The sequence below is a fragment of the Sphingosinicella flava genome (assembly GCF_016025255.1).
Classification (GTDB): domain Bacteria; phylum Pseudomonadota; class Alphaproteobacteria; order Sphingomonadales; family Sphingomonadaceae; genus Allosphingosinicella; species Allosphingosinicella flava.
The window spans coordinates 1,286,777-1,312,459 of record NZ_CP065592.1 but is presented as its reverse complement, the minus strand read 5'-3'; the positions used below and the strand labels follow the sequence as shown (position 1 = coordinate 1,312,459).

General features: G+C 65.0%; 26 protein-coding genes. 20 read left to right on the top strand and 6 right to left on the bottom strand.

Annotated elements, in window-relative coordinates:
• Positions 1-59: 59 nt before the first annotated feature.
• The 3 genes from IC614_RS06770 to IC614_RS06760 all read right to left on the bottom strand — a co-directional run bounded on the left by IC614_RS06770 (position 60) and on the right by IC614_RS06760 (position 2,237).
• Positions 60-1,310: a DUF418 domain-containing protein gene (locus tag IC614_RS06770; protein ID WP_200970608.1), complete on the bottom strand. Its 1,251-nt coding sequence runs from the start codon at positions 1,308-1,310 to the stop codon at positions 60-62.
• Positions 1,311-1,380: 70 nt separating this feature from the next.
• Positions 1,381-1,860: a bacterioferritin gene (bfr, locus tag IC614_RS06765; protein WP_200970607.1), complete on the bottom strand. Its 480-nt coding sequence runs from the start codon at positions 1,858-1,860 to the stop codon at positions 1,381-1,383.
• A gap of 206 nt (positions 1,861-2,066) precedes the next feature.
• A complete protein-coding gene (locus tag IC614_RS06760) occupies positions 2,067-2,237 on the bottom strand; it encodes a (2Fe-2S)-binding protein (RefSeq protein WP_200970606.1) in 171 nt (56 codons plus the stop codon).
• Positions 2,238-2,348: 111 nt separating this feature from the next.
• On the opposite strand from IC614_RS06760, the gene IC614_RS06755 reads away from it, so the two are divergent.
• A complete protein-coding gene (locus IC614_RS06755; protein ID WP_200970605.1) occupies positions 2,349-2,552 on the top strand; it encodes a DUF1059 domain-containing protein in 204 nt (67 codons plus the stop codon).
• On the opposite strand, the gene IC614_RS06750 is transcribed toward IC614_RS06755, so the two are convergent.
• Both IC614_RS06750 and purL read right to left on the bottom strand, forming a co-directional pair.
• Positions 2,549-2,953, bottom strand: a complete 405-nt coding sequence (locus IC614_RS06750; protein WP_200970604.1) for a hypothetical protein — start codon at positions 2,951-2,953, stop codon at positions 2,549-2,551. The two genes, IC614_RS06755 and IC614_RS06750, sit on opposite strands and share 4 nt — an antisense overlap.
• Complete coding sequence (gene purL / locus IC614_RS06745; RefSeq protein ID WP_200970603.1) at positions 2,950-5,136, bottom strand: phosphoribosylformylglycinamidine synthase subunit PurL; 2,187 nt, start codon at positions 5,134-5,136, stop codon at positions 2,950-2,952. The genes IC614_RS06750 and purL overlap by 4 nt, the downstream gene beginning before the upstream one ends.
• A gap of 227 nt (positions 5,137-5,363) precedes the next feature.
• On the opposite strand from purL, the gene IC614_RS06740 reads away from it, so the two are divergent.
• Together IC614_RS06740 and IC614_RS06735 are read left to right on the top strand one after the other, a co-directional pair.
• On the top strand, positions 5,364-5,834 hold the full coding sequence (locus IC614_RS06740; protein ID WP_200970602.1) for a VOC family protein: 471 nt from the start codon (positions 5,364-5,366) through the stop codon (positions 5,832-5,834).
• A 32-nt stretch (positions 5,835-5,866) separates the two neighbouring features.
• Positions 5,867-6,268, top strand: coding sequence for a DUF1761 domain-containing protein (locus tag IC614_RS06735; protein WP_200970601.1), 402 nt, complete (start codon positions 5,867-5,869; stop codon positions 6,266-6,268).
• A gap of 60 nt (positions 6,269-6,328) precedes the next feature.
• Here the strand turns inward: IC614_RS06735 and IC614_RS06730 are convergent, their stop codons facing one another.
• A complete protein-coding gene (locus tag IC614_RS06730) occupies positions 6,329-6,712 on the bottom strand; it encodes a hypothetical protein (protein WP_200970600.1) in 384 nt (127 codons plus the stop codon).
• Positions 6,713-6,828: 116 nt separating this feature from the next.
• Between IC614_RS06730 and IC614_RS06725 the strand changes: the two genes are divergently transcribed.
• From IC614_RS06725 to ftsA, 17 genes are all read left to right on the top strand, one after another.
• The gene (locus IC614_RS06725; protein ID WP_200970598.1) at positions 6,829-7,110 is read left to right on the top strand and encodes a hypothetical protein; all 282 of its coding nucleotides are present in this window, start codon (positions 6,829-6,831) and stop codon (positions 7,108-7,110) included.
• A 12-nt stretch (positions 7,111-7,122) separates the two neighbouring features.
• Complete coding sequence (locus IC614_RS06720; RefSeq protein WP_200970597.1) at positions 7,123-8,397, top strand: Gldg family protein; 1,275 nt, start codon at positions 7,123-7,125, stop codon at positions 8,395-8,397.
• A 281-nt stretch (positions 8,398-8,678) separates the two neighbouring features.
• Entirely contained in the window at positions 8,679-9,161 is a 483-nt protein-coding gene (locus IC614_RS06715) for a division/cell wall cluster transcriptional repressor MraZ (RefSeq protein WP_200970596.1), read from the top strand.
• The gene (gene rsmH / locus IC614_RS06710; protein WP_200970595.1) at positions 9,158-10,111 is read left to right on the top strand and encodes a 16S rRNA (cytosine(1402)-N(4))-methyltransferase RsmH; all 954 of its coding nucleotides are present in this window, start codon (positions 9,158-9,160) and stop codon (positions 10,109-10,111) included. The genes IC614_RS06715 and rsmH overlap by 4 nt, the downstream gene beginning before the upstream one ends.
• Positions 10,108-10,800, top strand: a complete 693-nt coding sequence (locus tag IC614_RS06705; RefSeq protein WP_200970594.1) for a hypothetical protein — start codon at positions 10,108-10,110, stop codon at positions 10,798-10,800. Before rsmH ends, IC614_RS06705 begins: the two co-directional genes overlap by 4 nt.
• Entirely contained in the window at positions 10,797-12,488 is a 1,692-nt protein-coding gene (locus IC614_RS06700; RefSeq protein ID WP_226372591.1) for a peptidoglycan D,D-transpeptidase FtsI family protein, read from the top strand. Before IC614_RS06705 ends, IC614_RS06700 begins: the two co-directional genes overlap by 4 nt.
• A gap of 3 nt (positions 12,489-12,491) precedes the next feature.
• On the top strand, positions 12,492-13,907 hold the full coding sequence (locus IC614_RS06695) for a UDP-N-acetylmuramoyl-L-alanyl-D-glutamate--2,6-diaminopimelate ligase (protein WP_200970593.1): 1,416 nt from the start codon (positions 12,492-12,494) through the stop codon (positions 13,905-13,907).
• A 46-nt stretch (positions 13,908-13,953) separates the two neighbouring features.
• The gene (locus IC614_RS06690; protein ID WP_200970592.1) at positions 13,954-15,327 is read left to right on the top strand and encodes a UDP-N-acetylmuramoyl-tripeptide--D-alanyl-D-alanine ligase; all 1,374 of its coding nucleotides are present in this window, start codon (positions 13,954-13,956) and stop codon (positions 15,325-15,327) included.
• Positions 15,327-16,397, top strand: coding sequence for a phospho-N-acetylmuramoyl-pentapeptide-transferase (gene mraY, locus IC614_RS06685; protein WP_200970591.1), 1,071 nt, complete (start codon positions 15,327-15,329; stop codon positions 16,395-16,397). The genes IC614_RS06690 and mraY overlap by 1 nt, the downstream gene beginning before the upstream one ends.
• Complete coding sequence (gene murD / locus IC614_RS06680) at positions 16,394-17,773, top strand: UDP-N-acetylmuramoyl-L-alanine--D-glutamate ligase (protein ID WP_200970590.1); 1,380 nt, start codon at positions 16,394-16,396, stop codon at positions 17,771-17,773. The genes mraY and murD overlap by 4 nt, the downstream gene beginning before the upstream one ends.
• On the top strand, positions 17,773-18,960 hold the full coding sequence (locus IC614_RS06675) for a peptidoglycan glycosyltransferase FtsW (protein ID WP_200970589.1): 1,188 nt from the start codon (positions 17,773-17,775) through the stop codon (positions 18,958-18,960). The genes murD and IC614_RS06675 overlap by 1 nt, the downstream gene beginning before the upstream one ends.
• Entirely contained in the window at positions 18,957-20,114 is a 1,158-nt protein-coding gene (gene murG / locus IC614_RS06670) for an undecaprenyldiphospho-muramoylpentapeptide beta-N-acetylglucosaminyltransferase (protein ID WP_200970588.1), read from the top strand. The genes IC614_RS06675 and murG overlap by 4 nt, the downstream gene beginning before the upstream one ends.
• Complete coding sequence (gene murC, locus IC614_RS06665; protein WP_200970587.1) at positions 20,111-21,523, top strand: UDP-N-acetylmuramate--L-alanine ligase; 1,413 nt, start codon at positions 20,111-20,113, stop codon at positions 21,521-21,523. Before murG ends, murC begins: the two co-directional genes overlap by 4 nt.
• Entirely contained in the window at positions 21,520-22,413 is an 894-nt protein-coding gene (gene murB, locus IC614_RS06660; RefSeq protein WP_200970586.1) for a UDP-N-acetylmuramate dehydrogenase, read from the top strand. The genes murC and murB overlap by 4 nt, the downstream gene beginning before the upstream one ends.
• A 1-nt stretch (position 22,414) precedes the next feature.
• Complete coding sequence (locus IC614_RS06655) at positions 22,415-23,332, top strand: D-alanine--D-alanine ligase (RefSeq protein ID WP_200970585.1); 918 nt, start codon at positions 22,415-22,417, stop codon at positions 23,330-23,332.
• Positions 23,329-24,267 carry a cell division protein FtsQ/DivIB gene (locus IC614_RS06650; RefSeq protein ID WP_200970584.1) on the top strand — a complete coding sequence of 313 codons (939 nt, stop codon included), beginning with the start codon at positions 23,329-23,331 and terminating at the stop codon, positions 24,265-24,267. The genes IC614_RS06655 and IC614_RS06650 overlap by 4 nt, the downstream gene beginning before the upstream one ends.
• A gap of 12 nt (positions 24,268-24,279) precedes the next feature.
• A complete protein-coding gene (ftsA, locus tag IC614_RS06645; protein WP_226372590.1) occupies positions 24,280-25,539 on the top strand; it encodes a cell division protein FtsA in 1,260 nt (419 codons plus the stop codon).
• Positions 25,540-25,683: the final 144 nt, after the last annotated feature.

The window sequence follows — 25,683 nt, the reverse complement described above, 5'->3', positions numbered from 1 at the left end:
CTGCCTCCCCCCTGGTCGTCATGTAGGTTACCCAATCATCGCGGCGCGGTCATAACCGATCATGCGATTTGCGCGGAGAGCCGCATCGGCTGGGCCCGCCCGCGCGCGAGGCTGCGCCACAGCCATTCGAACGGGCCGTAACGGTGCCGCGCCAGCCATGGCTGCGACCAAAGCAGCATCAAGATCCAAGTCGCGAACACGATGGGATAAAGCGCCGCCCGGTCGAGATGCCCGTAGAGGCCGAGACCGTAGCCGTAGAATATCGGCGTAAGAACCAAGGTGGCGCCGAGATAATTGGAGAGCGCCATCCGCCCGGCTGCGGCGATGCGCCCGATCAGCCATCCGCCTTTGCGGGCGAGGAGGATGAACAAGGCGGCATAGCCGAAGATCATCAGAAGGCGCGGCACCTGCGTCCCGCTGAATTGCACCGCGGCGACCGTGGCGGTGTTGAAACCGGACGCCACGTCCAGAGCCGCAAGCGCCATGAAGCCGCCCCCGCCTAGCGCCAGGCCCCAAAAAGCGACGCGGCGATAGGCCTCCGCCGTCCAGGCCCCGATCAGGAATCCGCTGCGCAAGCCCAGCATGCCGATCAGCATGTAAGCGACCGTCTCGGCGCCGATGAAGAGGAAGCCGGTAAAGGGCTCCCATGTCCGGTTCGCCACGCGGTCGTGAACGAGCGTGCCGTAACCCGAACGGTGGAGCGCGAGATCGGCCGCGATCCGGTCCGCGGGCGGACGGAAGCTGCCATCCATGCGCTGCCAGCGGGCGACGGCGTCGGCGGAGGCGCCCGGCGCTTCCGCCCGGCTTTCCGCGGCGAGGAAGCGAGCCGAGGTCATGCCCATCTTCACGCCTTGCCAGCCAAGCAGCAGGACAATGGCGGCGATCATCCACTTGGCCGGCAAGCGGTGGAGCAGGAAGGCGGCGGTGCCCGCCAGGGCGTAGAGCGAGAGAATGTCGCCCCACCAAAAGAGATAGAAATGGGCGAGACCGATGACGAGGAGCCAGGCCATGCGGCGCAGGTGGACGGCCGCGCCATTTTCCCCTCGCGCCTCCGCCCGATCGATCACGAGCAGCATGCTCGCGCCGAAAAGCAAGCCGAAAAAGCCGCGCATCTTGCCGTCGAAAAGAATGAAGCTCGCGATCCAGGCGAACAGGTCGAGGCCTTCGGAGCCGCCATAAGCGGCGGGGCTGGTATAAGCCGCCTCCGGCATCGCGAAGGCCGGAATGTTCATCGCGAGAATGCCCATGACGGCGATGCCACGCAAGATGTCGAGGGTCGGGATGCGTTCCAGTGGCAGCCGCGCTTCCATGCTCTTCCCCCTCAAAAACTCAAACAAGAACGTGGAGCGGCTTCACTCTCCGCATGGGCTGACCAGACGGTCAGTCCTCAGCCGGTTTGGACTGAAGCTGGATATAATTTTGGAGCCCCATCCGCTCGATCATGTCGAACTGCTTTTCGAGGATATCGACATGCTCTTCCTCATTGGCGAGGATTTCGGCGAAGAGATCGCGGCTCACATAATCGCGGACGCTTTCGCAATGGGCGATGGCCTCGCGAAGCTGCTGAAGCGCCTCCTTTTCAAGGTCGAGGTCGGCCTTCAGCGCCTCCTCCACCGTCTCACCGATGCGGAGGCGGCCGAGGAGCTGGAAATTGGGAAGTCCGTCGAGGAACAGGATGCGTTCCGACAGGCGGTCGGCATGCTTCATCTCGTCGATCGATTCATGCCGTTCGAACTCGGCGAGGCGCTGGATGCCCCAATGGTCGAACAGGCGGTAATGCAGCCAATATTGGTTGACGGCGGTCAGCTCATTCTTGAGCGCTTCATTCAAAAGCTCGATGACGCGTTCGTCGCCCTTCATGGCCGTCACTCCCTCCGATCGCTTTCAACCCTAACTGGATGGAAAGCCTTAGCCGATTTTCTTCGAGGGAAAGTTGATGAAATTGATGCTCTGGCAAGAAAATCAATTCCTCAGCTTTTCGCCGAAGCGCATCCGCATCAACGGATACGCCCTGTTAGCATGACCGATGCGGCGGAAGTAGGAAAATGGTTTTTGGGAGAATCCTGTCAGGCGCCGGCCCGGGCGGACGCGATCACCTCGCGCGCGAACGGGAAGCACTGGCCGCATTTGGCGCGGCGGCCCAGGCAGGCATAGGCGCTGGACGGGCAGGAGGCGCCGCTGCGCGTGGCTTCGCGTACTTCCCGTTCCCGAATCGCATTACAAACGCAGACGATCATGGGATTTAGATAACGATAATGAGAACGTGTCGCAATAGCTTTCCGCGCGTGGAGCTTAGACTCGAAGAGGCGTATAAGAAGACGAGCGCGGGGGACTCGAGGAGAGTGGCCATGAACCGCAAATATATCGATTGCCGCGAGATACCGAGCGACACGCATTGCTCCATTGCCATTTCCGCCAACACCGAAGAGGAGTTGATGGAAGCCGCAGCGCAGCATGCCGTGCAAGTGCATGGCCATCGCGATACGCCGGAACTGCGCAGCCGGCTGCATCAGGCGATGCATATAGGAGAACCGACGATGGCGGCCGGTTAGCGGCGGTCCTTGCGGATCATCAGCTTGAGGCCGGACCAGATAGCGTCCACCGCGCAGACCTTCACATCGACGAGGCCGGTAGGAAGGACGATGTCGCGGATGCGGTCTTCGGTGATGTCGGTCGGCACCTTGGACGCCTTTTTCGGCCAGGAAATCCAGAGGAAGCCGGTAGGCGCAAGGACAGGGAGGAGGCGGTGCACGGCTTCCTCCAGCTTTGCCGTTTCAGTGACGAAGATGTGAGCGGCGTCGACCGGCGCTTCGGGCGCCGGCAGATGGATAAGGGTCAGACCGCCCGTCTCGAGCTCGGTGCGGACGGTGTCCGGCATCCCTTCCCGCCAGACGCGCTGGCCATCTTTCAGGGACAGTTTCTTCCAGAGCGGAGTGCCGGAATAGCCCGTCATGCGAGAGCGGCGTTGGTGCCCATCAATCTGGGGAAGAAGCCTTCGTGGGCGGCGCGGAGATCCTCAAGGGGTACACCCGCCACCTCATTGCCGCCGGTCGTGCCGATGCGCGTGACGGACACGCCCGCCGTGTAGGCGAGATGGAGGTCTTTGCCGGTGACGACATAGCGGCCTTGATCCTCACCAAAGGCGGAGGCGGCGTCAGTGATAGCGCCGAGTTCGGCGCCGATGCCGCCCGCCAGCGCCATTTCCGCAACGGCGACGAGCAAGCCGCCATCTGACACGTCGTGCACGGCGGTCGCCTTGCCATCGAGGATCAACTGGCGAACGAATTCGCCAGCCGCCTTTTCGCGGTCGAGATTGACCGGCGGCGGCGGGCCATCCTCGCGACCGTGGAGTTCGCGCAGCCAGAGCGATTGACCAAGATGGCCGGCCCGTTCCGCGACCGTGCCGCCGATCAGGTAGATGCCTTCGCCTTCGCTCTTGAAGGCAAGAGTGGCGCTTTTCGACCAATCGGCGAGGAGGCCGATGGCGCCGATGGCGGGAGTGGGCAGAATGGCGGAGCCGCCGCCGGTCGCCTTCGATTCATTGTAAAGTGAGACGTTGCCGGACACGATCGGCATGTCGAGCGCGCGGCATGCCTCGCTCATGCCCTCGAGGCAGCCGACGATCTGGCCCATGATTTCGGGCCGCTGCGGATTGGCGAAATTGAGGCAGTTGGTGACGGCGAGCGGCTTCGCGCCGACCGCGTTCAGGTTGCGCCAAGCCTCGGCGATGGCCTGTTTTCCGCCCTCGACCTGATCGGCGAAGCAGTAGCGCGGTGTGCAGTCGGTGGTGATGGCGAGGCCTTTGTCCGTGCCGTGGACGCGGACGACCGCGGCGTCGCCGCCGGGGCGCTGGACGGTGTCGGCGCCGACCATATGGTCATATTGTTCCCAAATCCAGCGGCGGCTGGCGAGATCGGGCGAACCCATCAGCTTCAGGAGATCGGCGCCGATATCGTTGCTGTCCGGGACATTGGTGAGCGGCGCGGGCTTCGGCGTGGGGATGGAGGGTCGGTCGTAGAGCGGCGCTTCGTCGGCAAGTGGGGCGAGGGGGATATCGGCGACCGTTTCGCCCTTCCACTTCAGGATCATGCGGCCGGTGTCGGTGACGCGGCCGATGACGGCGAAGTCCAGCTCCCACTTTTCGAAGATCGCCTTGGCGAAATCCTCGCGGCCGGGCTTCAGCACCATGAGCATGCGCTCCTGGCTTTCCGACAGCATCATTTCATAGGGCGTCATGCCCTCTTCGCGCTGCGGCACGTCGTCCATGATCAGCTCGATGCCGACGCCGCCCTTGGAGGCCATTTCGACGCTGGAGGAGGTGAGGCCCGCCGCGCCCATGTCCTGGATGGCGACGATGGCGTCCGACGCCATCAGTTCGAGGCAGGCTTCGATCAGCAGCTTTTCGGTGAAGGGGTCGCCGACCTGGACGGTGGGGCGCTTCTCCTCGCTATCCTCGCCGAAATCGGCCGAAGCCATGGTCGCGCCGTGAATGCCGTCGCGGCCCGTCTTCGAGCCGACATAGACGATGGGGTTTCCGACGCCCGAGGCGGCCGAGTAGAAGATCTTGTCGGTGTCGGCGATGCCAACGGTCATCGCGTTGACGAGGATGTTGCCGTCATAGGCCTTGTGGAAATTGACCTCGCCGCCGACGGTAGGGACGCCGACGCAATTGCCGTAGCCGCCGATGCCGTGGACGACGCCCGCGATCAGGTGGCGCATCTTCGGGTGATCGGGGCGCCCGAAGCGGAGCGCGTTCATGTTGGCGATGGGACGGGCGCCCATGGTGAACACGTCGCGCAGGATGCCGCCGACGCCGGTCGCCGCGCCTTGATAAGGCTCGATGTAGCTCGGGTGGTTGTGGCTCTCCATCTTGAAAATGGCGGCCTGGCCATCGCCGATATCGACCACGCCCGCATTCTCGCCGGGACCGCAAATGACTTGCGGACCTGTCGTGGGGAGCTTTTTCAGGTGGATGCGGGAGGATTTGTAGGAGCAATGCTCCGACCACATGACCGAGAAGATGCCGAGTTCGGTGAGGTTCGGCTCCCGCCCCATGGCTTGGAGGACACGCTCATATTCTTCTGGGGAGAGGCCGTGTTCGGCGACGACTTCCGGGGTGATCGGCGATTGGGTCATGGCGGGCCAATAGCGGGAGTTTGGGCGGGTGGAAAGTCTAAGCCCCTCCCCTTGATGGGGAGGGGTTGGGGAGGGGTGATGCTTCCGGAAAAGGTGGCGCTCTACGTCGTAGATCACCCCCACCCAGCCTCCCCCATCGAGGGGGAGGGGTATTATGGGCGTTTCCCCCGATTGCGTGACCCTTTTTAGAAGAAGATAGTATCGCGATAATCACAAGGAGAGTTGCGATGGACGGCAGCGGCATTCCCAAGGGCTATCATAGTGTTACGCCCTATCTCATCATCGATGGCGCTGAGGCGGCGATCGATTTCTACGCCGAGGCCTTCGGCGCGGAGGAGGTGTTCCGCATGCCGATGGGCGACAAGATCGCTCATGCCGAGGTGAAGATCGGCGATTCCCACGTCATGCTGTCGGACGAATGGCCGGACATGAACCTGCTCGGCCCCAAGAACCGGGGCGGCGCGACGGCGAGCCTGATGATCTATCTCCCGGACGTGGACGCCGCGTTCGACCGCGCGATCCGCGCCGGGGCGTCGGTCGAGCGGCCGGTCGAGGATCAATTTTGGGGCGACCGGATGGGCACGGTCGTCGATCCCTTCGGCCATCGCTGGACATTGTCGACGCAGGTGCGCGAAGTGTCGCCGGACGAAATGCAGGCGAAAATGAAGGAGTGGGAAGTCGAAGTGGCAGCCCAGTAAAACACTGGTAACGAGGGGAGGGGGTGATGGACATGAACTGGACGGACCTGAATTGGCCCGCCGTGATCGTGGCGGGGGTGCTCGGCTTTTTCGTCGGCGGCCTGTGGTATTCGAACGCGATGTTCCTGAAGGCGTGGCAGGCCGACAGCGGCATCGAAGGCCATCAGGGAAGCATGCCGCCCGCGATGCGCTTCGGCCTCGGCATATTGTTGTCGCTGGTCGCGGCGGCGGTGTTCGCGGCGCTGGTCGGTCCGGCCCCGGCTCTCACTCATGCCATAGGCTGGGCGCTGGCCGTGGGGGCAGGTTTCATCGTCACGTCTTTCGGCATCCAGCATCTGTTCGAAGGCAAGAGCGCAAGGCTGACTTTGATCAACGGCGGCTATCATGTCGCGCAATTCCTGATCTTCGCGCTGGTGCTTGGCCTTTGGCACTAGGCATGAAAAAGGCCGGCGGAACGGATGTTCGCCGGCCTTATGGAATTGAAAGGGTGGAAATCAGGCCTTGCAGCTCTGGCTGCCCTTGCCGGGCGCGGCATAAGTGATGGTGCCTACATTGTCGCTGACCGAATAGCCTTCGGCCTTGTAGGCGCCGCCGCCTTCGCCGCGGGTCAGGATCGTACCCGGCTCGTTGCGGTCGCCGCGGACCTTCACCGTGTTATTGGTATAGAAGTCGGCATAGACGAGGCTGTTGTCCTTGCAGCGATAGGTGCGGCTGGCCTGAATGGCGGGCGGCAGCTCCACGGGCGCGGCGTTCTGCAGCGCTTCGGCCTGTGGATCCGGCGCATTGGCGGTGACAACCTCCGGCTCGCTATTGCAGGCCGAGAGGGAGAGGAGGGCCGCGACTGACGCCGCGACGGCGAAGGTTTTTGAGTTGTTCATAACAACGGAAGATTTCGCGAGTGCGGCACGGAACGTCAAGTGCAAAGATGCGTGCGGGCGACCGCATTTGATGCACGGTTCGACAAAGCGAAAAGCCTGGTTTAGGCTTATCCGTAATGAAGCGCGTGAAAGACATGGACGGAACGCAGCGCGTCCGCATCGGACTGACGGGCCTGGCCTTCGTTTTCGTGCTGGTCCTGCTGGCCGCGGTTTTTACTCGTGCGAGCGATGAGGCGCCGATCACCGCCAACAGTCTCGATCCGGCCTTGAGCGAAAGTCCTTCGACTACCGATCCGAAATCGGGCGTCATCAAGGAAGAGCCCAACGAACCGCTCGCAGAACTGGGCGTAGCGCCGGGCAATGCCGATTCCAACGATGCCGATTCGCAGCCCAAATAAACCTTGCCCGCGATGACCCTTCCCATTTGGCTTTGGCGCCCCGTGGCGGCCGCATCCCTCTACGCGGCAGTGGAGTTGGGGCTCGGCATTCTCCTGGGGGATTTTTTCCCGGCCGGCCGGGCGGAGGCGGGGATATTCCACCTGCTGCGGCCGGGGCTGCTGCTGATCCTTGCCCCCTTCGTGTCGTTCTGGGACTGGCGGATGCGCGCGGTCTTTTATCCGTCCGCTCTGCTGGCGGCCGCGCTGGCGGAGGGGTTGTTTCTTTCCGGTATTGGCGCCCCGAACCCTTGGCCGGAATTGGCGTGGGGATGGGGGGCGGGACTGCTGTTCGCCCTTCTGTTCGATTCCCTGTGCCTTGTCGGGCGGGACGTGCTGGGGCGGTGGGGCGTCATCGCCGGGGTGGTCGCCGGGGTGGTCTTCATGCTGGCCACGGGGCTGACCATCTATGAGGGCATCGTCGTCGATAAGGGGCCGCCGGCGTCCGCCGCGCGCGATGCGGACAAGCCCGGTCTCGCGGTGATGACAGCGCTGCCGGTCATTTGGGGCGAGAGCGACCGGCTGCTGGATGCGAAGCCGAGCCGGACCTATGCCGTGCTGCGCGGCGAATATGAGGTGAAGCCGCTCGATACGCTGGACGAGAGTGCGCTGAAGGGCGCCCGCCTGTTGCTCCTGGCCCAGCCCCGGCGGCTTGCGTCCGCGGAGCTGGCCGCGCTCGACGCCTGGGTGCGCGGCGGCGGGCGGGCGTTGATCCTGACCGACCCCATGCTCGTCTGGCCGAGCCGCTTGCCGCCCGGCGACGCGCGCCGCGCTCCGCCGGTGGGATTGCTCGGCCCCTTGCTCGATCATTGGGGGCTGCGGCTGGAGGATGGAGAGCGCGGACAGGCGGTCCGCTTTATCGGCGGCCGCAAGCTCGCTGTCGCGGCGCCCGGACGCTTCGAGAGCGCTAACTCCGCCTGCCGCGTCGGGGACGCAGGGCTCGTCGCCCGCTGCGGTGTCGGCAGGGGGGGCGCTTTCGTCGTCGCCGACGCCGATCTGATGCACGACGCGCTCTGGATCGAGCCGGAGCTGGAAGGCGGCGACCGCCGCGACCTGCGCACGGCGGACAATCCGCTGGTCGTCGCGGACTGGATCGACGAGCTGGCCGGCGTGACGCGCCAGCGCGGCGGCGGCGACGTGGCGTGGACCAGCCCCCAGGCGAACCGCGACCGCGCGTTCCTGCTGGCCGCCTTGCCGATCCTGCTCGCGGCGGTTGCCGGACTCGCATTGCGATTCCGCCGCGCATCCTAACGCTTCCTTACTTCTCACAAACTTATCCACAGCCCCGCCGGGCAATTTGGGCGTCGTACATTTGAAGAACAGATCATGAATATATAAGCATTATACCATGGTAAGGCATGAAATCCCCGCATAGGGCATGAAAACCCCTTCCATCCCCAAGTCATCAATGTTATCCACTCCTATTGAATAGAGAGGGGTTTTCTCTGGCCGGTTTAAATCGGCGCACAGACGTGGATGCGCGTTTTTGCGAACGGAGAAGCTCCGCCTGAAACAGGTGGTGGGCAAACAGGGTGGAACTCGAACATCTCTTCAACGGGAGCGCGCTGAACGCGGTGGACGCCAAGGGGCGTCTGTCGGTTCCCTCGTTCATCCGTGGAGTGATCGAGCGCCGTTCCGACGCCAAAGCCCTGATCCTCGGCGCGCATGAGGTCGACCCCTGCCTCACCGCTTACGATCGCGGCTATGCCCGCTATCTTCATGCCGAGAATGAGCGCCGCCGCCTCAATGAAGAGGCGCAGGGCGAGGCGGGCAATCACTTCGCCCGCGCCCGCCGCACCTTCGGCATCACCGAAGACGTTCCTTACGATACGAGCGGCCGTATCATCCTGCCGCCGATGATGCGCAAGAAAGGGCAGATCGAGGATCTCGCCTTGTTCGTCGGCGTCGGCGGCACGTTCGAAATCTGGAATCCGCATCTGGCGCTGAAGAGCGGCGACGCGGATTTGAAGGAACTCGCGGCCTACCGGTTGGAAGAGAAGGGGATCGCGCTGTGAGCCAGCCCGCGCCCCATATTCCGGTCCTGCTCGACGAAGTGATCCTAGGCCTCGCGCCACAAGCGGGCGAGGTCCATGTCGACGGCACTTTCGGCGCCGGCGGCTATACGCGCGCGATTTTGGAGACGGGTGCGAAGGTCATCGCCTTCGACCGCGATCCCGACGCCATTCGTGACGGGCAAGGGCTCGTCGCGGAGAGCGGGGAGCGCCTGACGCTGGTTCCGGAGCGTTTTTCCCGGATGCGTCAGGCGCTTGCCGACCGCAACATCGCTGAAGTGGACGGCGTGACGCTCGATATCGGCGTTTCCTCGATGCAGCTCGATCAGGCCGAGCGCGGCTTTTCTTTCCAATCCGACGGTCCCCTCGACATGCGCATGAGCCAGGACGGCGAGAGCGCGGCGGATTTCGTCAACACTGCTGACGAGGGCGAGATTGCCGACGTCCTCTATCATTATGGCGAGGAGCCTAAGTCGCGCCGTGTCGCGCGCGCCATCGTGGCTGCGCGGCCAATCGAGCGGACGGGGCAATTGGCCGACGTCGTCCGCAAAGCGCTCGGCCACCATCCGGGCATGAAGAAGGATCCCGCGACCCGTACCTTCCAGGCCATCCGCATTCACCTCAATCAGGAAATGCAGGAGCTGGAGGAAGGGCTGGAAGCGGCCGAGCAGGTGCTGAAAGAGGGCGGGCGGCTGGCGGTCGTCACCTTCCACAGCCTCGAGGACCGGATCGTCAAGCGCTTCCTGAAGGAGCGGAGCGGATCGACGCCCGCCGGTTCGCGCCACTTGCCGGTCGCGGCCAAAGGGCCCGCGCCGACCTTCGAAGCCGTCGCCAAGGCCGTGCGGCCTGGCGAGGCCGAGCTCAAACGCAATCCGCGTGCGCGTTCCGCCACGCTTCGTGTCGCCCGGCGCACCGCCGCAATTGCTTGGAAAAGAGAAGGACTGGCGCAATGATGGCGCAGGGTTTCAGGTCCGTCGGCTGGGTCGCGGGCGTCGGCGCCGCGGCATTGGGCTGCTATATGCTTTCGTTGCAGGTCGCGTCGGAGCGGGCCGAGCTGGCGCGGGTCGAACGCAGCATCATCGCGGCCAAGCAGGACATCCGTTCGCTCCAGACCGAGCTCGGCACGCGCGGGCGGCTGTCGCAGCTCGAACAATGGAATGCCGAAGTGCTGGCGCTGTCCGCGCCCGCCACCAACCAGTTCCTGTCCGACCAGGTGATGCTGGCGCGCTTCGAAACGCATGAACGCACGGTCGAGGAGCGCGTGCCGGTGCGCATGGCTTCCCACGAAACGGTGACGGTCCCGGATCAGGATGCGGCAACTGCCCAGCCGCGCCTGATCCAGGCCGCCGCCAACGTTCCAGCCGGTCAGCCATTGCTGCGCAAGGCAAGCCTGGAAACGGCCGGCAAGCCCGCGTCCGTTTTGGTTAAGTCCGCATCCGTAACATCCACAGAAAAGACGGCGCCGAAAAAGGCGGCGGTTGAAAAGGCGGTTTCTCCTGTCAAGAAAGCGGAAGCGCCGAAACCGGCTAAGTCCAAGACGAATCAGGTGAAATCGGCGGGCCTGTTGAGCGACGACGTGCTTGGCGACATCGTCGACCAGTCGAAGAATGAAACGCGCGGAGGGGGCAAAGCGACGCGGTGAACGCAATTGCGATAGAGCGGGGACGGGTCAGCCTTCCGGGCCAGCGCCAGACGACGCTGGCCCTCACCTATCACCGCCTCATGCTGATGATGCTGGTGTTTGCGGGCGTTACGACATTGATCGTCGCCCGCATTCTCTATTTGAGCGTCTTCGCCGCGCCGTCGGGCACCGGCCTGGCGGGCGATCCCCTGCTGCCCGCGCGCGGCGACATACTCGACCGCAACGGCGTGCCGCTCGCCCGCAACATCGACGCCTGGTCGATCGCCGTTCATCCGAAAAAATTGCTCGGCGATCCCGACGAATTGGCGGTGAAGCTGAATGAATTGATGCCGGAAAAGAGCGTCGATCAGTATCGCCGCATCCTCACATCAGACAAGACCTTCGTGTATCTCAGCCGCCGCGCCATGCCGGAGCTGGTGGCGGCGGTGAATGCCCTCGGCGAACCGGGCATCGCCTTCGACCGGGAGCCGGAGCGGCTTTACCCGAACCTGGAGCTCGCCGCCCATGTGATCGGCTATACCGATCTCGATGGCAAAGGCGCGGCGGGCATTGAGCGCGCCTTCGACCAGCGTCTGTCCGATCCGGCGACGCGCGGGGAGCCGATCCAGCTGTCCATCGACGCGCGCGTGCAACAAGCGCTGGAGGCCGAATTGTCGGCGGCGATGCACAAGTTCAGCGCGATCGGCGCGGCGGGCGTGATCATGGACGTGAAAACGGGCGAGATACTCGCCATGTCCTCGCTGCCCGAGCTCAATCCCAACGTGCCCGGCAAGGGGTCGATGGATGCGCGGTTCAACCGCATCACATTGGGCGTCTACGAGCTCGGTTCGACCTTCAAGCCGTTCACGGTGGCGATGGCGATGGACGCGGGGGTCATCAAGAGCCTGGGGCAGATGTACAATTGCCCGAGCGGCCTGAAAGCCGGGGGCTTCACGATCACCGACACCCATCCGTTCAACCGCGCCTGTTCGGTGTCCGAAATCATGCAGGAATCCTCGAACATCGGCACCGCGCAGATCGCGGCGCAGCTTGGCGGGGCGCGGCAGAAGGAGTTCCTGCGCAAGATGGGCTTCCTCGACCGGGTCGAGGTCGAGCTGATGGAGCGCGGCCGGACGCTGACGCCGGGCAATGACTGGGGCGAGGTCGCGACGATGACGGTCGGCTACGGCCACGGCATCGCGGTGACGCCTCTGCATCTCGCCACCGGCTATGCGACCCTGTTCAACGGCGGCGTCTGGCATCCCGCGACGCTGCTCAAGGTCGGCAAAAATCATCCCGTGCCGGAGGGCCGCCGCGTGTTCAGCGAGGATACGTCCTACAAGATGCGCGCGCTGCTCCGCCTTGTCGTGACGCACGGCACCGGCAAGAAAGCCGATGCGCCCGGCTACCGGATCGGCGGCAAGACCGGAACCGCGGAAAAGATCGTCGGCGGACGTTATACGGGCGCTGCGGTGGTCACGACTTTCGCCGGCGTGTTCCCGATGGACGAGCCGCGCTACGTCGTCATCGCGATGCTCGACGACCCCAAGGCGACGGCGGAAACCTATGGCTTCCACACGGCCGGCTGGAACGTCGCGCCGGTCATCTCGAAGGTGGTGAGCCGGGTCGGGCCGATGCTGGGCGTGCATCCGAGCATGGACAAGGATGCGAACCTGGCCGAAGTCCTCCCCTATGTCCGGGGAGACTGAGGGATGCGCCTTGGCGAGCTGATTGGAAGTGATGCGGAAGCGCAAGTGACCGGTTTCGCGATCGATCACCGGAAGGTGGCGCCGGGAACCGTGTTCGGCGCCTTTCCGGGCACGCGGTTCAATGGCGAGAACTTCATCGCCGATGCGGTCCAGGCGGGGGCCGTCGCCATCGTCGCGCGGCCTGAAGCGAAGGTGGAAGGCGCCCCGCATGTGAAAGCGGAAGAACCGCGCCAGGCCTTCGCCGCTTTGGCCGCCCGCTTCTTCGCGCCGTTTCCGGAAACGGTGGTCGCTGTCACCGGCACCAACGGCAAGACGTCCAATGTCGAAATGGTTCGCCAGCTCTGGCGCATGGCGGGGCATGTCTCGGCATCGATTGGAACGCTGGGCGTGACCACCGCCGACGATCAAGTGACGACTGGCCTCACCACGCCGGACATCGTGACCTTTCTTTCCAACATGGCGGGCCTCCGCCGCATGGGCGTCACCCATGCCGCCTTCGAAGCGTCGAGCCACGGATTGTCGCAATATCGCACAGAAGGACTGCCGGTGGCGGCGGGCGCCTTCACCAATTTCAGCCGCGACCATCTCGACTATCACGGCACGATGGAGGCTTATTTCGAAGCTAAGATGCGGCTGTTCACGGAAGTGCTGGAGCCCGGCGCCGGTGCGGTGATCTGGACCGACGATCCCAAGTCCGCCGAGGTCGAGGCGATCGCGCGGGCGCGGGGCCTGAAGGTGCTGACCGTGGGCGCCAAGGGCGAAACGCTGAAATTGGTGTCGCGCACGCCGACGCAACTCGGCCAAGTCCTTGCGATTGCGGCGGACGGCGCGGAGCATAAGGTGACGCTGCCGCTGATCGGCGCCTATCAGGCCGCGAACGTGCTGACGGCGGCGGGCCTCGTCATCGCCACGGGCGGCGACGTGAAGCAGACCTTTTCACATCTGTCCCGGCTTCAGCCGGTGCGCGGGCGTCTGGAGCGGGCCGTCATCACCAAGGCCGGGGCGCCGGTCTATGTCGACTACGCCCATACGCCGGACGCCATCCAGTCGGCGATCGAGGCGCTTCGCCCGCACACCAAGGGTCGGCTCATCACGATTTTCGGTGCGGGCGGCGATAGGGACGTTGGCAAACGGCCCGAGATGGGCGAGGTGGCGGCCCGCATGTCCGACATCGTCATCGTCACCGACGACAACCCCAGAAGCGAGAATCCCGCCGCGATCCGTAGCGCTGTGCTGGCGGGCGCGAAGGGAGCGCGCGAGATCGGCGGGCGGCGCGAGGCGATTGCGGCGGGAATCGCGGAGGCCGGGCCGGATGACATCATCCTGCTCGCGGGCAAGGGCCATGAGCAGGGACAAATCGTGGGAGATAAAGTGTTGCCGTTCGATGACGTGACCGTGGCAAGGGAGTGCGCGGCGTGATTGGGATTGCACCAGCATATCTCCCCTCCCCTTCAGGGGAGGGGAAATGACGGCGCTTTGGACGTCCGAGGAGATTGCCTCCGCCACCGGCGGCATCGCGCATGGCACGTTCGAAGCGAATGGCATCGCCTTCGACTCCCGCGAGATCGGCCCGGGCGATCTGTTCATCGCGATGAAGGGCGAATTCACCGACGGGCACCGCTTTCTGGACAAGGCCTTTTCCTCCGGAGCGGCGGGTGTCGTCGTCAGTGAAGGCGGCGATTTTCCGCATGTGCTGGTTTCTGATACGACCACCGCTCTGAACGATCTTGGCCGTGCCTCGCGCCTGCGGAGCGAGGCGAAGGTGATCGGCGTGACCGGATCGGTCGGCAAGACAGGCACCAAGGAGGCGCTGTTCGCCGCGCTGGACCGGCCCCATCGTGGTCAGGCGCACCGTTCGGTCAAGAGCTACAACAATCATACCGGCGTGCCGCTGTCGCTCGCGCGGATGCCTCGAGGGGCGCGGTTCGGCGTGTTCGAGATGGGCATGAGCGCGGCAGGCGAGTTGGCGGCGCTGACCCGGCTGGTGCGGCCGCACGTCGCCATCGTCACCGCCATCGCGCCCGCGCACCGTGAGTTCTTTTCGAGCGAAGAGGAAATCGCCGACGCCAAGGGCGAGATCTTCCAGGGTCTGGAGCCGGGCGGCGTCGCCATCGTGCCGTTCGACAGCCCCTATCGCGACCGGCTGATCGCTGCGGCGCGGCCTTATGCCGACCGGATCGTAACCTTTGGTCTTGGCAAGGGGGCGGACGTCCGCGCGCTTGACGTGGTACCGGTCGACAGGGGCACGCTGGTTTCGGCGGCATTGCCCCGGGCGGAGCTCACTTTCACCATTGGTCATCCCGGCGACCATTGGGTGCAGAATGCGCTTGCCGTCGTCGCGGCGGTGCAGGCGGTGGGGGGCGATCTCGCCGCCGCCGGTCTCGCGCTTGCCGAGATGGAAGGGCTGAAGGGCCGGGGGCAGCGGCACCGCATATCCGTGAAGGGCGGCGAGGCTTTGCTGATCGACGAAAGCTATAATGCCAATCCCGCTTCCATGGCGGCGACGCTGAAGACGCTGGGCGCGACGGAAGCCGCGCGGCGCATCGCCGTGCTCGGCGCCATGCGGGAGCTTGGACCCGGGTCGAACGATTATCATGCGGCGCTGGCCGAACCCATAGGGGAGGCGCGCGTCGATCTTGCCATCCTGGTTGGCGAAGAAATGACCGCTCTCGCAAATGTCCTTGGAAACAAGGTGGAATTCGCGCATGTGCCCGACGCTGCGGCGGCGACGGCGCTGGTGCGGGACGAGCTGCAGGCAGGCGATGCGGTGCTCGTCAAGGGATCGAACGGCGTGGGGCTGTCGGCGCTGGTCGAGGCGCTGACGAACGGGGGAAGCTGATGTTTCAATGGATCGCCGAACAATTCGGTTATGAAGGCATCTTCAACCTCTTCCGCTACATCACCTTGCGCGCGGGCGCGGCGACGGCGACGGCGCTTTTCCTGGGGCTGCTGATCGGACCCAAATTCATCGGCTGGCTGCGCGTCCGCCAGGGCAAGGGGCAGCCGATCCGCGAGGACGGACCCCAGACCCATCTCGCCAAGCGCGGTACGCCGACCATGGGCGGCCTCATGATCCTCACCTGCGTCACCGTGGCGATGCTGCTGTGGATGGACTTTTCCAACCGCTATCTGTGGGGCTGCCTGCTCATCACGGTCGGCTTCGGCCTGATCGGCTTCCTCGACGATTACGACAAGGTCACCAAGAAGAGCCATAAGGGCGTGTCCGGAAAGGTGCGCCTGCTCGGTGAATTCATTGTCGCGGGCGCGGGCTGCGCGATCATGATCTGGGGCGGCGAGACGGCGCTCTACATCCCGTTTTACAATGGGCCGGTCATCGATCTTGGCCCCTTCTACATCGTCTTCGCGGCCATCGTGGTGGTCGGCGCGGGCAATGCGGTGAATTTGACGGACGGCCTGGACGGGCTGGCGACCATGCCGGTGATCATCGCCAGCCTCGCCTTCCTCCTCATTTCCTACCTAGTCGGCAACGCGATCTTCGCCTCGTATCTCGGCATTCCGCATGTGCTGGGTGTCGGCGATCTCACCGTTCTCTGCTCCGCGATCGTGGGGGCGGGGCTCGCCTTTCTGTGGTTCAACGCGCCTCCCGCCGCCGTCTTCATGGGCGATACGGGCAGCCTCGCGCTGGGCGGGGCGCTGGGCGCGATCGCGGTCGCGACGCGGCATGAGATCGTGCTGGCGATCATCGGCGGCCTGTTCGTGCTGGAAGCCGTGTCGGTGATCGTGCAGGTCTTCTTCTACAAGCGCACCGGCAAGCGCGTGTTCAAGATGGCGCCGATCCATCATCATTTCGAGCAGGTCGGCTGGTCCGAGCCGACGGTCGTCATCCGCTTCTGGATCATCAGCTTCGTCCTCGCGCTCGCGGGCCTGTCGACCCTGAAGCTGAGATGATCGGGAGCGCCGCATTCGCCAACAAGGATTATGCCGTGCTCGGCCTCGCGCGATCGGGGCTGGCGACGGTGAAGGCGCTTGCCGCCAGCGGCGCGCGGGTGATGGCTTGGGATGCGAGTGAAGAGGCGCGGGCCAAACTCTCCCCCTCCCCTTCAGGGGAGGGGGCCGGGGGGTGGGGGAGTGCGGAGCGGACAAGTCCCGAAGCATCCATCAGCACCGGCCCCACCCCAACCCCTCCCCTGAATGGGAGGGGCTTAAGGATCGCCGATCCGCTCGCGACGTCCATCTACGGCTTTGAAGCGGTGATCGTTTCGCCGGGCGTGCCCCTCAACAAGCATCCGATCGCGGAGCGGGCGCGGCAAGCGAAGGTGCCGGTGATCGGCGATATCGAATTGTTCGCCCAGGCCCGGAAAGAGTTGCCGCCGCATAAGGTGGTCGGCATCACGGGCACGAACGGCAAATCGACCACCACGGCGCTCGTCCACCACATCCTGAAGACAGCGGGCGTACCGGCGGCCATGGGGGGCAATATCGGGCTGCCCATCCTGGAGCAGGAGCCGCTGCCGGAAGGCGGCGTCTACGTGCTGGAATTGTCGTCCTACCAGATCGACCTGACGCAGAGCCTCGATTGCGAGGTCGCGGTGCTGCTGAACATCACGCCGGACCATCTCGACCGCTATGACGGAATGGACGATTATGCGGCGTCGAAGGCGCGGCTGTTTGCCCTGCAATCGCAGGATCATGTCGCGATCATCGCGGCGGAGGACGATTATACGCGCGCAATTGCGGGACAGGTTGCGGGGCGCAAGGTGATCGTTTCCTCGACCGACGTGAAGGATCAGTCGCGCTGGCCGTCGTTGCAAGGGCCGCACAATGCGCAGAATGCCGCCGCCGCCGTCGCGGTGGCGCGGGCATTGGGCGTTCCTGACGACAGGATCGCGGAAGGGCTTGCGACCTATCCCGGCCTTCCGCACCGGATGGAGCGGGTGGCTGAGAAAGGCGGCGTGCTGTTCGTCAACGACAGCAAGGCGACCAACCCCGATTCCACCGCGCCCGCGCTTGGCGCCTATCCGCAGATCCATTGGATATTGGGCGGTTTGGCGAAAAGCGACGATCTCGATGCCTGTCTTCCCTATATCGGCCATGTGAAAGCGGCTTACACGATCGGCAAGGCGGGGCCGCTCTTCGCCCGGCTGCTTGCAGGCAAGGTGCCGGTGACGGAGAGCAGGACGCTCGATCAGGCCGTGCGCGATGCGGCGGCGGCGGCTCAGACCGGGGAGGTCGTGCTGCTGTCGCCCGCCTGCGCCTCGTTCGACCAGTTCAGGGATTATGAGGCGCGGGGCGATGCATTCCGCGCGGCGGTGGAGACGCTGTGATGGAGCAGGCCCGCAAAGGCACCGGCGCGCGGCTCGGCCGCTCCGACCGCAGCGCGCTTGGCAAATGGTTCTGGGAAATCGACCGGATGCTGCTCGTCCTGGTCGTCGTCCTCATCTCCATCGGCCTGATCGCGGTGGCGGCAGCATCTCCGGCGGCGGCGCAGCGTTATTCGGGGGGCAGCGTGTCCTTCCCGCCGCTTTACTATTTCTACCGGCAGCTCGTCTGGATCATGGTCGCCTTCCCGGTGATGATCGTGGTGTCGATGCTGCCCAAGACGCTGGCGCGGCGGCTGTGCCTGATCGGTGCCGGGCTCTTCACCTTCTTCCTTTTCCTGGTTCCGATCGTCGGGCACGAAGTGAACGGGGCGCGGCGCTGGATCGGCGTCGGCTTCACCCAGTTCCAGCCGTCCGAATTTTTAAAGCCGATGTTCATCGTCAGCATGGCCTGGCTGCTGTCCCTGCGCGATCAGGACAAGACCTTGCCGGTCGTGCCGCTCTCGGCCTTGATGCTCGGCATCGTCGCACTTCTCTTGATGCAGCAGCCTAATTTCGGCGAGACGATCATCTTCGCCGCGGCGTGGGTGATCCTGCTTACCCTGTCGGGCGTGTCGATGCGGTTTCTGTTCGGCCTTGGCGGAGCGGGCGTGGCGGGGATCGTCCTCGCCTATCTCTTCTATCCGGTTGCGACGAAGCGCATCGACGCCTTCCTGTTCGCGGACAGCGGCGTGCACGACACCTATCAGACCGACAGTGCCCTCCGCACGCTGACCGCAGGGGGGCTGTTCGGCACCGGTCCGGGCGGCGGCACGCGCAAGTTTCACCTGCCCGAACCGCAGACCGACTATATCTTTTCCGTGATCGGCGAGGAGTTCGGCCTCATCGCCTGCATCGCCATCGCAGTCATCTACATGACTATCGTGGCGCGCGTGCTGATCAAATTGCTGCATGAGGAGGATACCTTCCTCCTGCTCGCCACGGCGGGCCTCGTCACGCAGTTCGGACTGCAGGCGCTGATCAACATGGCGGTGAACGTCCAGATCGCGCCGTCCAAGGGTATGACCTTGCCGTTCATCTCCTATGGCGGGTCGTCGATGCTGGCCTTGTCGATCGGCTTTGGATTGCTGCTCGCCTTCACGCGGCGAAACCCCTATCTCCACCGCTCCCCTTATGTGGTGAGAGGCAAATGATGGGTAAGCGCCATTTCGTCATGGCTGCCGGCGGGACGGGCGGGCACATGGTTCCGGCCCACGCGCTGGCCGAGGAATTGATGGCGCGCGGGCATCAGGTTTCGCTCATCACCGACGAGCGGGGTGCGAAGATCCCGGCTTTGTTCGGCAATGTGGAGGTGAACATCCTTCCGGCCGGGCGGCTGGCCGGCGGAGTGCTCGGCTGGTTGAAGGCCGGGCGGAACATCCTTGCCGGGCGCGCCCAGGCGCGGCGCTTTTACCGCGAGGTGCGGCCCGCCGCCGTGGTCGGCTTTGGCGGCTATCCTGCGCTTCCCGCTTTGCTGGCGGCGCAGGGCGCGGGCATCGCCACGATCATTCATGAGCAGAATGCGGTGCTGGGCCGCGTGAACCGGCTGCTGGCGCGCAAGGTGAATGCGATCGCCACCGCCTATCCGCAGGTGGACCGGCTGCCAAAGGCATCCGCCAAGAAGGTCGAGCTGGTCGGCAATCCGGTGCGGGACGAAGTCCTGTCGCTGAGGGACCGGCCATTTCCGAAACCGGAGGCCGAATTCAACGTGCTGGTGACCGGCGGAAGCCAGGGAGCGACGGTGTTGTCCAGCGTGGTGCCCGACGGGCTGGCCTTGCTGCCCGAGCCCTATCGCAACCGCCTCAATATCGTGCAGCAATGCCGGGCGGAAGATATCGACCGGGTGCGGGCGCGCTATGCCGAATTGGGGCTGAAGGCGGAGCTTGCCACCTATCTCGCCGACATGCCGGAGCGGTTGGCGAGCGCGCATCTCGTCATCGCGCGGGCCGGAGCCTCCACCATCGCCGAGCTGACCGCGGCGGGACGGCCCGCGATCCTGGTGCCGCTGCCTATCGCCACCGACGATCACCAGACCGCCAATGCGCGCGAAATGGCGAAGGAAGGCGGCGCGCGCATGGTGCCGCAGAGCGAATTCACGCCGGAGCGGCTGGCCCAGGAGATTGCGACGCTGGGGCTAGAGCCGGATGCGCTCGCTGAAGCGGCGGCGCATGCGCGGGCGTGCGGCCGCCCCGATGCGACACGGGCGCTCGCCGATCTGGTCGAGCGCATTTCACGGACGCCGGGCATGGATCCGTTGCCGGCCAAGGAGCAGCCGGTGGCCGCGCCGGTTCAGGGAGCTTTGGCATGAGGGGCGTCGGGACCGACATCGGCACCATCCACTTCGTCGGCATTGGCGGCATCGGCATGTCCGGCATCGCCGAGGTGATGCACATCTTGGGCTATAAGGTCCAAGGATCGGATGTCGCCGAGAGCTATGTGATCGAGGGGCTGCGCAAGGCGGGCATCCCGGTGATGATCGGCCAGAAGGCGGACAATCTCGGCGATGCGGCGGTGGTCGTCACCTCGACCGCGATCAAGAAGGACAATCCGGAGGTTCAGTGCGCCTATGAACGGCGTATCCCGGTGGTGCGCCGTGCCGAGATGCTGGCCGAACTGATGCGCCTCAAGGCCACCGTCGCGGTAGCGGGGACGCACGGCAAGACGACGACGACTTCGATGGTCGCGGCGTTGCTCGACGCGGGCGGGATCGATCCGACGGTCATCAACGGCGGCATCATCAACGCTTATGGCTCGAATGCCCGGCTCGGCACGTCCGACTGGATGGTGGTGGAGGCCGACGAGAGCGACGGCAGCTTCCTGCGCTTGGACGGCACGCTCGCCATCGTCACCAACATCGATCCCGAGCATCTCGATCATTATGGCGGCTTCGACAGGGTGAAGGACGCCTTTGTCGAGTTCGTCGAGAATGTGCCCTTCTATGGCGCGGCCTTCCTTTGCGTCGACCATCCCGAAGTGCAGTCGATCATCCCGCGCCTGCGCGACCGGCGGGTCGTGACCTACGGCTTTGCGGCCCAGGCCGACATTCGCGGCGACAATGTGACGCCGTTTCCGGGCGGCAACCGCTTCGACGTCTCCGTCCGCGACCGGCATGGCGATGTGCGGGTGATCGAGGGCGTCGAGCTGCCGATGCCCGGCCGCCACAACGTCCAGAATGCGCTCGCCGCCATCGGCGTGGCGATCGAGATGGGCATTCCCGACACGGTGATCGCGCGCGGCTTTGCCCAATTCGGCGGCGTGAAGCGGCGCTTCACCAAGGTCAGCGAAGTCGAAGGCGTGACGATCATCGACGATTATGGACACCATCCGGTCGAGATCAAAGCCGTGCTCGCCGCCGCCCGCGAAGGCGCGCAAGGGCGGGTGATCGCCGTCGTCCAGCCGCACCGTTATACCCGCCTCCACAATCTGATGGACGAGTTTCAGGGCGCCTTCAACGACGCCGACATCGTCTATGTCGCGCCAGTCTATGCGGCGGGCGAGGCGCCGATCGAGGGCGCGAGCGCGGCCGATCTGGTCGAGGGTCTGAAAGAGCGTGGGCACCGGGCGGTGAGCGCGGTGCAGGATGCGGACGACCTGGCCCGGCAGCTGCGCGACATCGCCGCGCGGGGCGACATGGTGATTTGCCTTGGCGCTGGCGACATTACGAAATGGGCTGCCGGTCTGGGCGAGAAGATCAAGCAGGCAAGGCTGGCGAAATGAGCGTCGCGACCCTTCCAGCCGTGCGGGGCCGGTTGACCGAGAATGCGCCGCTGGCGCCGCTCGTCTGGTTCAAGTCGGGCGGATCGGCGAAATGGCTGTTCGAGCCCGCCGACAGGGACGATTTGAGCGATTTCCTCGTGGCGCTCGATCCGGACGTGCCCGTCATGGGCCTTGGGCTCGGGTCGAACCTGATCGTGCGCGACGGGGGCTTTCCGGGTGTCGTGGTGCGGCTCGGCAAGGCGCTGGCGAAGGTCGAGAAACTGGACGATCTCACCTTGCGCTGCGGCGGCGGGGCTTCAGGCATCCTCGTTTCCTCCACGGCCCGCGATGCGGGGATCGGGGGGTTGGAATTCCTGCGCTCCATTCCGGGCACGGTCGGCGGCTTCGTGCGGATGAACGGCGGCGCTTATGGCCGCGAGGTGAAGGACATTCTCGTCGAATGCGAGGTGGTGCTGCGGTCTGGCGCGCGGCGGACGCTGGCGCTTGAGGCGCTTGGCTACACCTATCGCCATAGCGAATTGCCCGAAGGCGCGATCGTCGTCTCCGCGACCTTTCGAGGCCATGCCGAAGAGCCTTCCGTCATTCAGGCTGAGATGGACCGGATCGCGCAATCGCGCGAGGAGTCTCAGCCGCTGCGCAGCCGCACGGGCGGTTCGACCTTCAAGAACCCGCCCGGCGACAAGGCTTGGCGGCTGGTCGATGAAGCGGGGTGCCGGGGATTGATGGTTGGCGGCGCGCAGGTGTCTGAGAAGCATTGCAATTTCCTCCTCAACCTCGGCGCGGCGACGTCCGCCGATATCGAGGCGCTGGGCGAGGAAGTGCGGCGCCGGGTGAAGGATAAAAGCGGGGTGACCCTGGAATGGGAAATCCAGCGGGTTGGAGTCGCGTAGGATGAAGAAGCTGCATGTCGCCGTGCTGATGGGCGGATGGTCCGCCGAGCGCGAGGTTTCGCTGATGAGCGGCAATGGCGTCGCCGACGCGCTCGAGAGCCTGGGCCACCGGGTAACGCGGATCGACATGGACCGGAACGTCGCGCAGGTCATCGCAGCGGCGCGGCCCGACGTGGTGTTCAACGCCCTCCACGGGACGCCCGGCGAGGACGGTTCGGTGCAGGGCATGCTCGATCTGATGCAGGTGCCCTACACCCATTCGGGCATGGTCACGTCCGTCATCGCCATCGACAAGGAGCTGACCAAGCAGGCGCTCGTGCCCCACGGCATCCGCATGCCGGAAGGACGGATCGTCGAGTGCGAAAGCCTGTATGCCGCCGATCCAATGGCGCGGCCCTATGTGCTGAAACCCGTCAACGAAGGCTCGTCGGTCGGCGTGGCCATCGTCACCAAGGAAGGCAATTATGGCAACCCCATCGCGCGGGAGGCCAAAGGACCGTGGCAGGAATTCGACCGCTTGCTGGCTGAGCCCTTTATTCGCGGGCGCGAGCTGACGGCGGCGGTGATCGGCGACGAGGCATTGGCGGTGACGGAGCTCCGGCCCAAGTCCGGCTTCTACGATTACGACGCCAAATATACGGACGGTCTGACCGAGCATGTTTGCCCCGCCGAGATCCCCGACGAGATCCGCGACGCTGCGCTGGCGATGGCGTTAAAGGCGCATCAGCTATTGGGCTGCAAGGGCGCCTCGCGGTCCGACTTCCGTTGGGACGATGAGCAGGGCGTCAAGGGACTTTATCTTCTCGAAGTCAATACGCAGCCCGGCATGACGCCCTTGAGCCTGGTCCCGGAACAGGCGAAATATCGCGGCATGTCTTATGCTGAGCTCGTTCAGAAGATCGTGGAGCTGGCGCTATGAGCGCGCGGGCGGCGGCGCGCGGCGGATCGGCTGCCCGGTCCCGCCCGCGCGCGAAATCGGTCAAGACGAAGAAGCGGGCGTCGATCGTCGATACGCTGCCGATATCGACGGATTGGATAAAGCGGGCCGGCTATTGGGCGCTCGGCGGCCTGATCCTCGCCATCATCGTCACGCTCGCCCTGGCCTTTCGGGTGCCGCAGACGATCGGTACCGAGGTCGGCGAGGCTGTGGGAGAGGCCGGATTTTCGGTGAAGCGGGTCGAGATCAAGGGCCTCAACCATATGCAGCGCCTGCCCGTCTATGCGGCGGCGCTGGACCAGGATTCCATGGCGTTGCCGCTGGTCGACCTGGGCGCCACGCGGGCGCGGATGCTGCGCTTCGGCTGGGTCAAGGAAGCGCGCGTATCGCGCCGCTGGCCCGACACTTTGGTCGTGGACATCGTCGAGCGGCGACCCGCAGCCATCTGGCAGCATAACCGCCGGCTCGCGCTGATCGACGATGAAGGCGTGGTGCTGGAGCAGGTGCGCCTTGACGCCATGCCCGATCTGCCGCTCGTCATCGGGCCCCAGGCCAATCGTCAGACCGCGACGCTCGGCCGCCTGCTCGGCGCGGCGCCGTCGCTAAAGCCGATGCTGGAAAGCGCGACCTGGATCGGCGGGAGGCGATGGGACATCGGCTTTCAATCGGGCGAGACCTTGGCCTTGCCGGAAGGCGAGGAGGCGGCGAAGAAAGCGCTTGTCCTTTTCGCGCGGATGGACCAGCAGACGCCGCTTCTGGGGCGCGGTCTCGTTCGTTTCGACATGCGCATTCCAGGCAAATTCGTCGTCCGGGTGTCGCGCCAGCCGGGAGGCGCCGTGCCGGATGCGCCGCCTGCCGCGCCGCAGCCGTCCGCACCGGTCCAGTCGCCGCCGGCCGACCTGACGAAGACGATATAGAGGATGAAGAAAATGGCGCCGCCGCCGGTCAGGAAGCTCGTCACCGCCCTCGACATCGGGTCGTCCAAGGTCTGCGCGCTGATCGCCGAACCGGGCGAGGACGGGGCGCTTCGCATCCTAGGCACCGGGCAGCGGGAAAGCCGGGGCGTCAAGCGCGGCTTCATCGCCGACATGGAAAGGACCGAAGGGGCGATCCGCGAAGCGGTGGAGCAAGCCGAGCGTATCGCGGGCACCAATATCGAGGACGTGTTCGCCGGCTATTCGGCGGGCGGTCTTGTGTCCACGGTGGCGTCGGTCGAGGTGGAGACGGGCGGTCACCGGATCGAAAAGGCCGATATCGACGCCTTGCTGCTCGCCGGGCGCAATTCGATCGATCCCGAAGGGCGAATGGTTCTTCACGCGCTTCCCGCGCTCTACACGCTGGACGGCCTGCAGGGCGTGAAGAAGCCGCTCGGTCTTCACGCCGACAAGCTCGCCGTCGACATCCATGTCCTTTCCGCCGAAGTTGCGCCGGTGCGCAATCTCGACCTTTGCGTCCGATCCGCGCATCTTGGCGTTCAAGCCATCGTCGCCTCGCCGGTCGCGGCGGGCAAGGCTGTGCTGAGCGAAGAGGAACGGGAATTGGGCGTCGCCCTCGTCGAGCTTGGAGCGGGCGTCACCAACGTGTCCGTTTTCGCGGGGGGCATGTTGGTCGGCCTCATGTCCATTCCCTTGGGCGGCATCGACATTACCGACGACATCGCCTCCGCGTTCGGCACGCGGCGCGCCGAAGCGGAGCGGATGAAATGCTTCTACGGTTCGGCGACCACCTCTCCGCGCGACAATCACGACATGATCGAGCTGAAGCCGATGGGCGGGACCGAAGAGGGGGCGGAAGCGGCGCGGATCACTCGTGCCCAGCTGATTGCCGTCATCCGCCAGCGGCTCGACCATATGATGGGCGAGATCGAAGCGGCCCTGAAGGCGCTGGGTTTCGCCGGGCCGTTCGGACGCCAGGTTGTGCTGACCGGCGGGGGATCGGAGCTGAAGGGGATCGCCGACTATGCGCAAGGCGTGCTCGGCCGTGCCGTGCGGGTCGGGCGGCCGCAGTTGCCCGGTCTTCCCGAGGCGCATGGCGGGCCCGCTTTCGCGACGCTAGCGGGGCTTGCGCTGTTCGCCGCGTCGGACGAGCTCGACCTGCGCCAGATCGCCCAGCCGGGCGAAACCATGCAAAAAGCACAAGGCGGCGGTTTCATGCAGCGCCTGATCTCCGCCTTCCGGAGCGGTTATTAACCACAACAGGCGCCGCATCTGCCTTTAAACGCCCAAATTGTCACTAAAAACGCGGGCGAAATTAACTTTTCTCTTCCGTCCGCGAATCGGGTCGTGCAATAACGTCTTCGAAGCGCTTCGGGGCGCGTCGGCGTAGCAACGGGG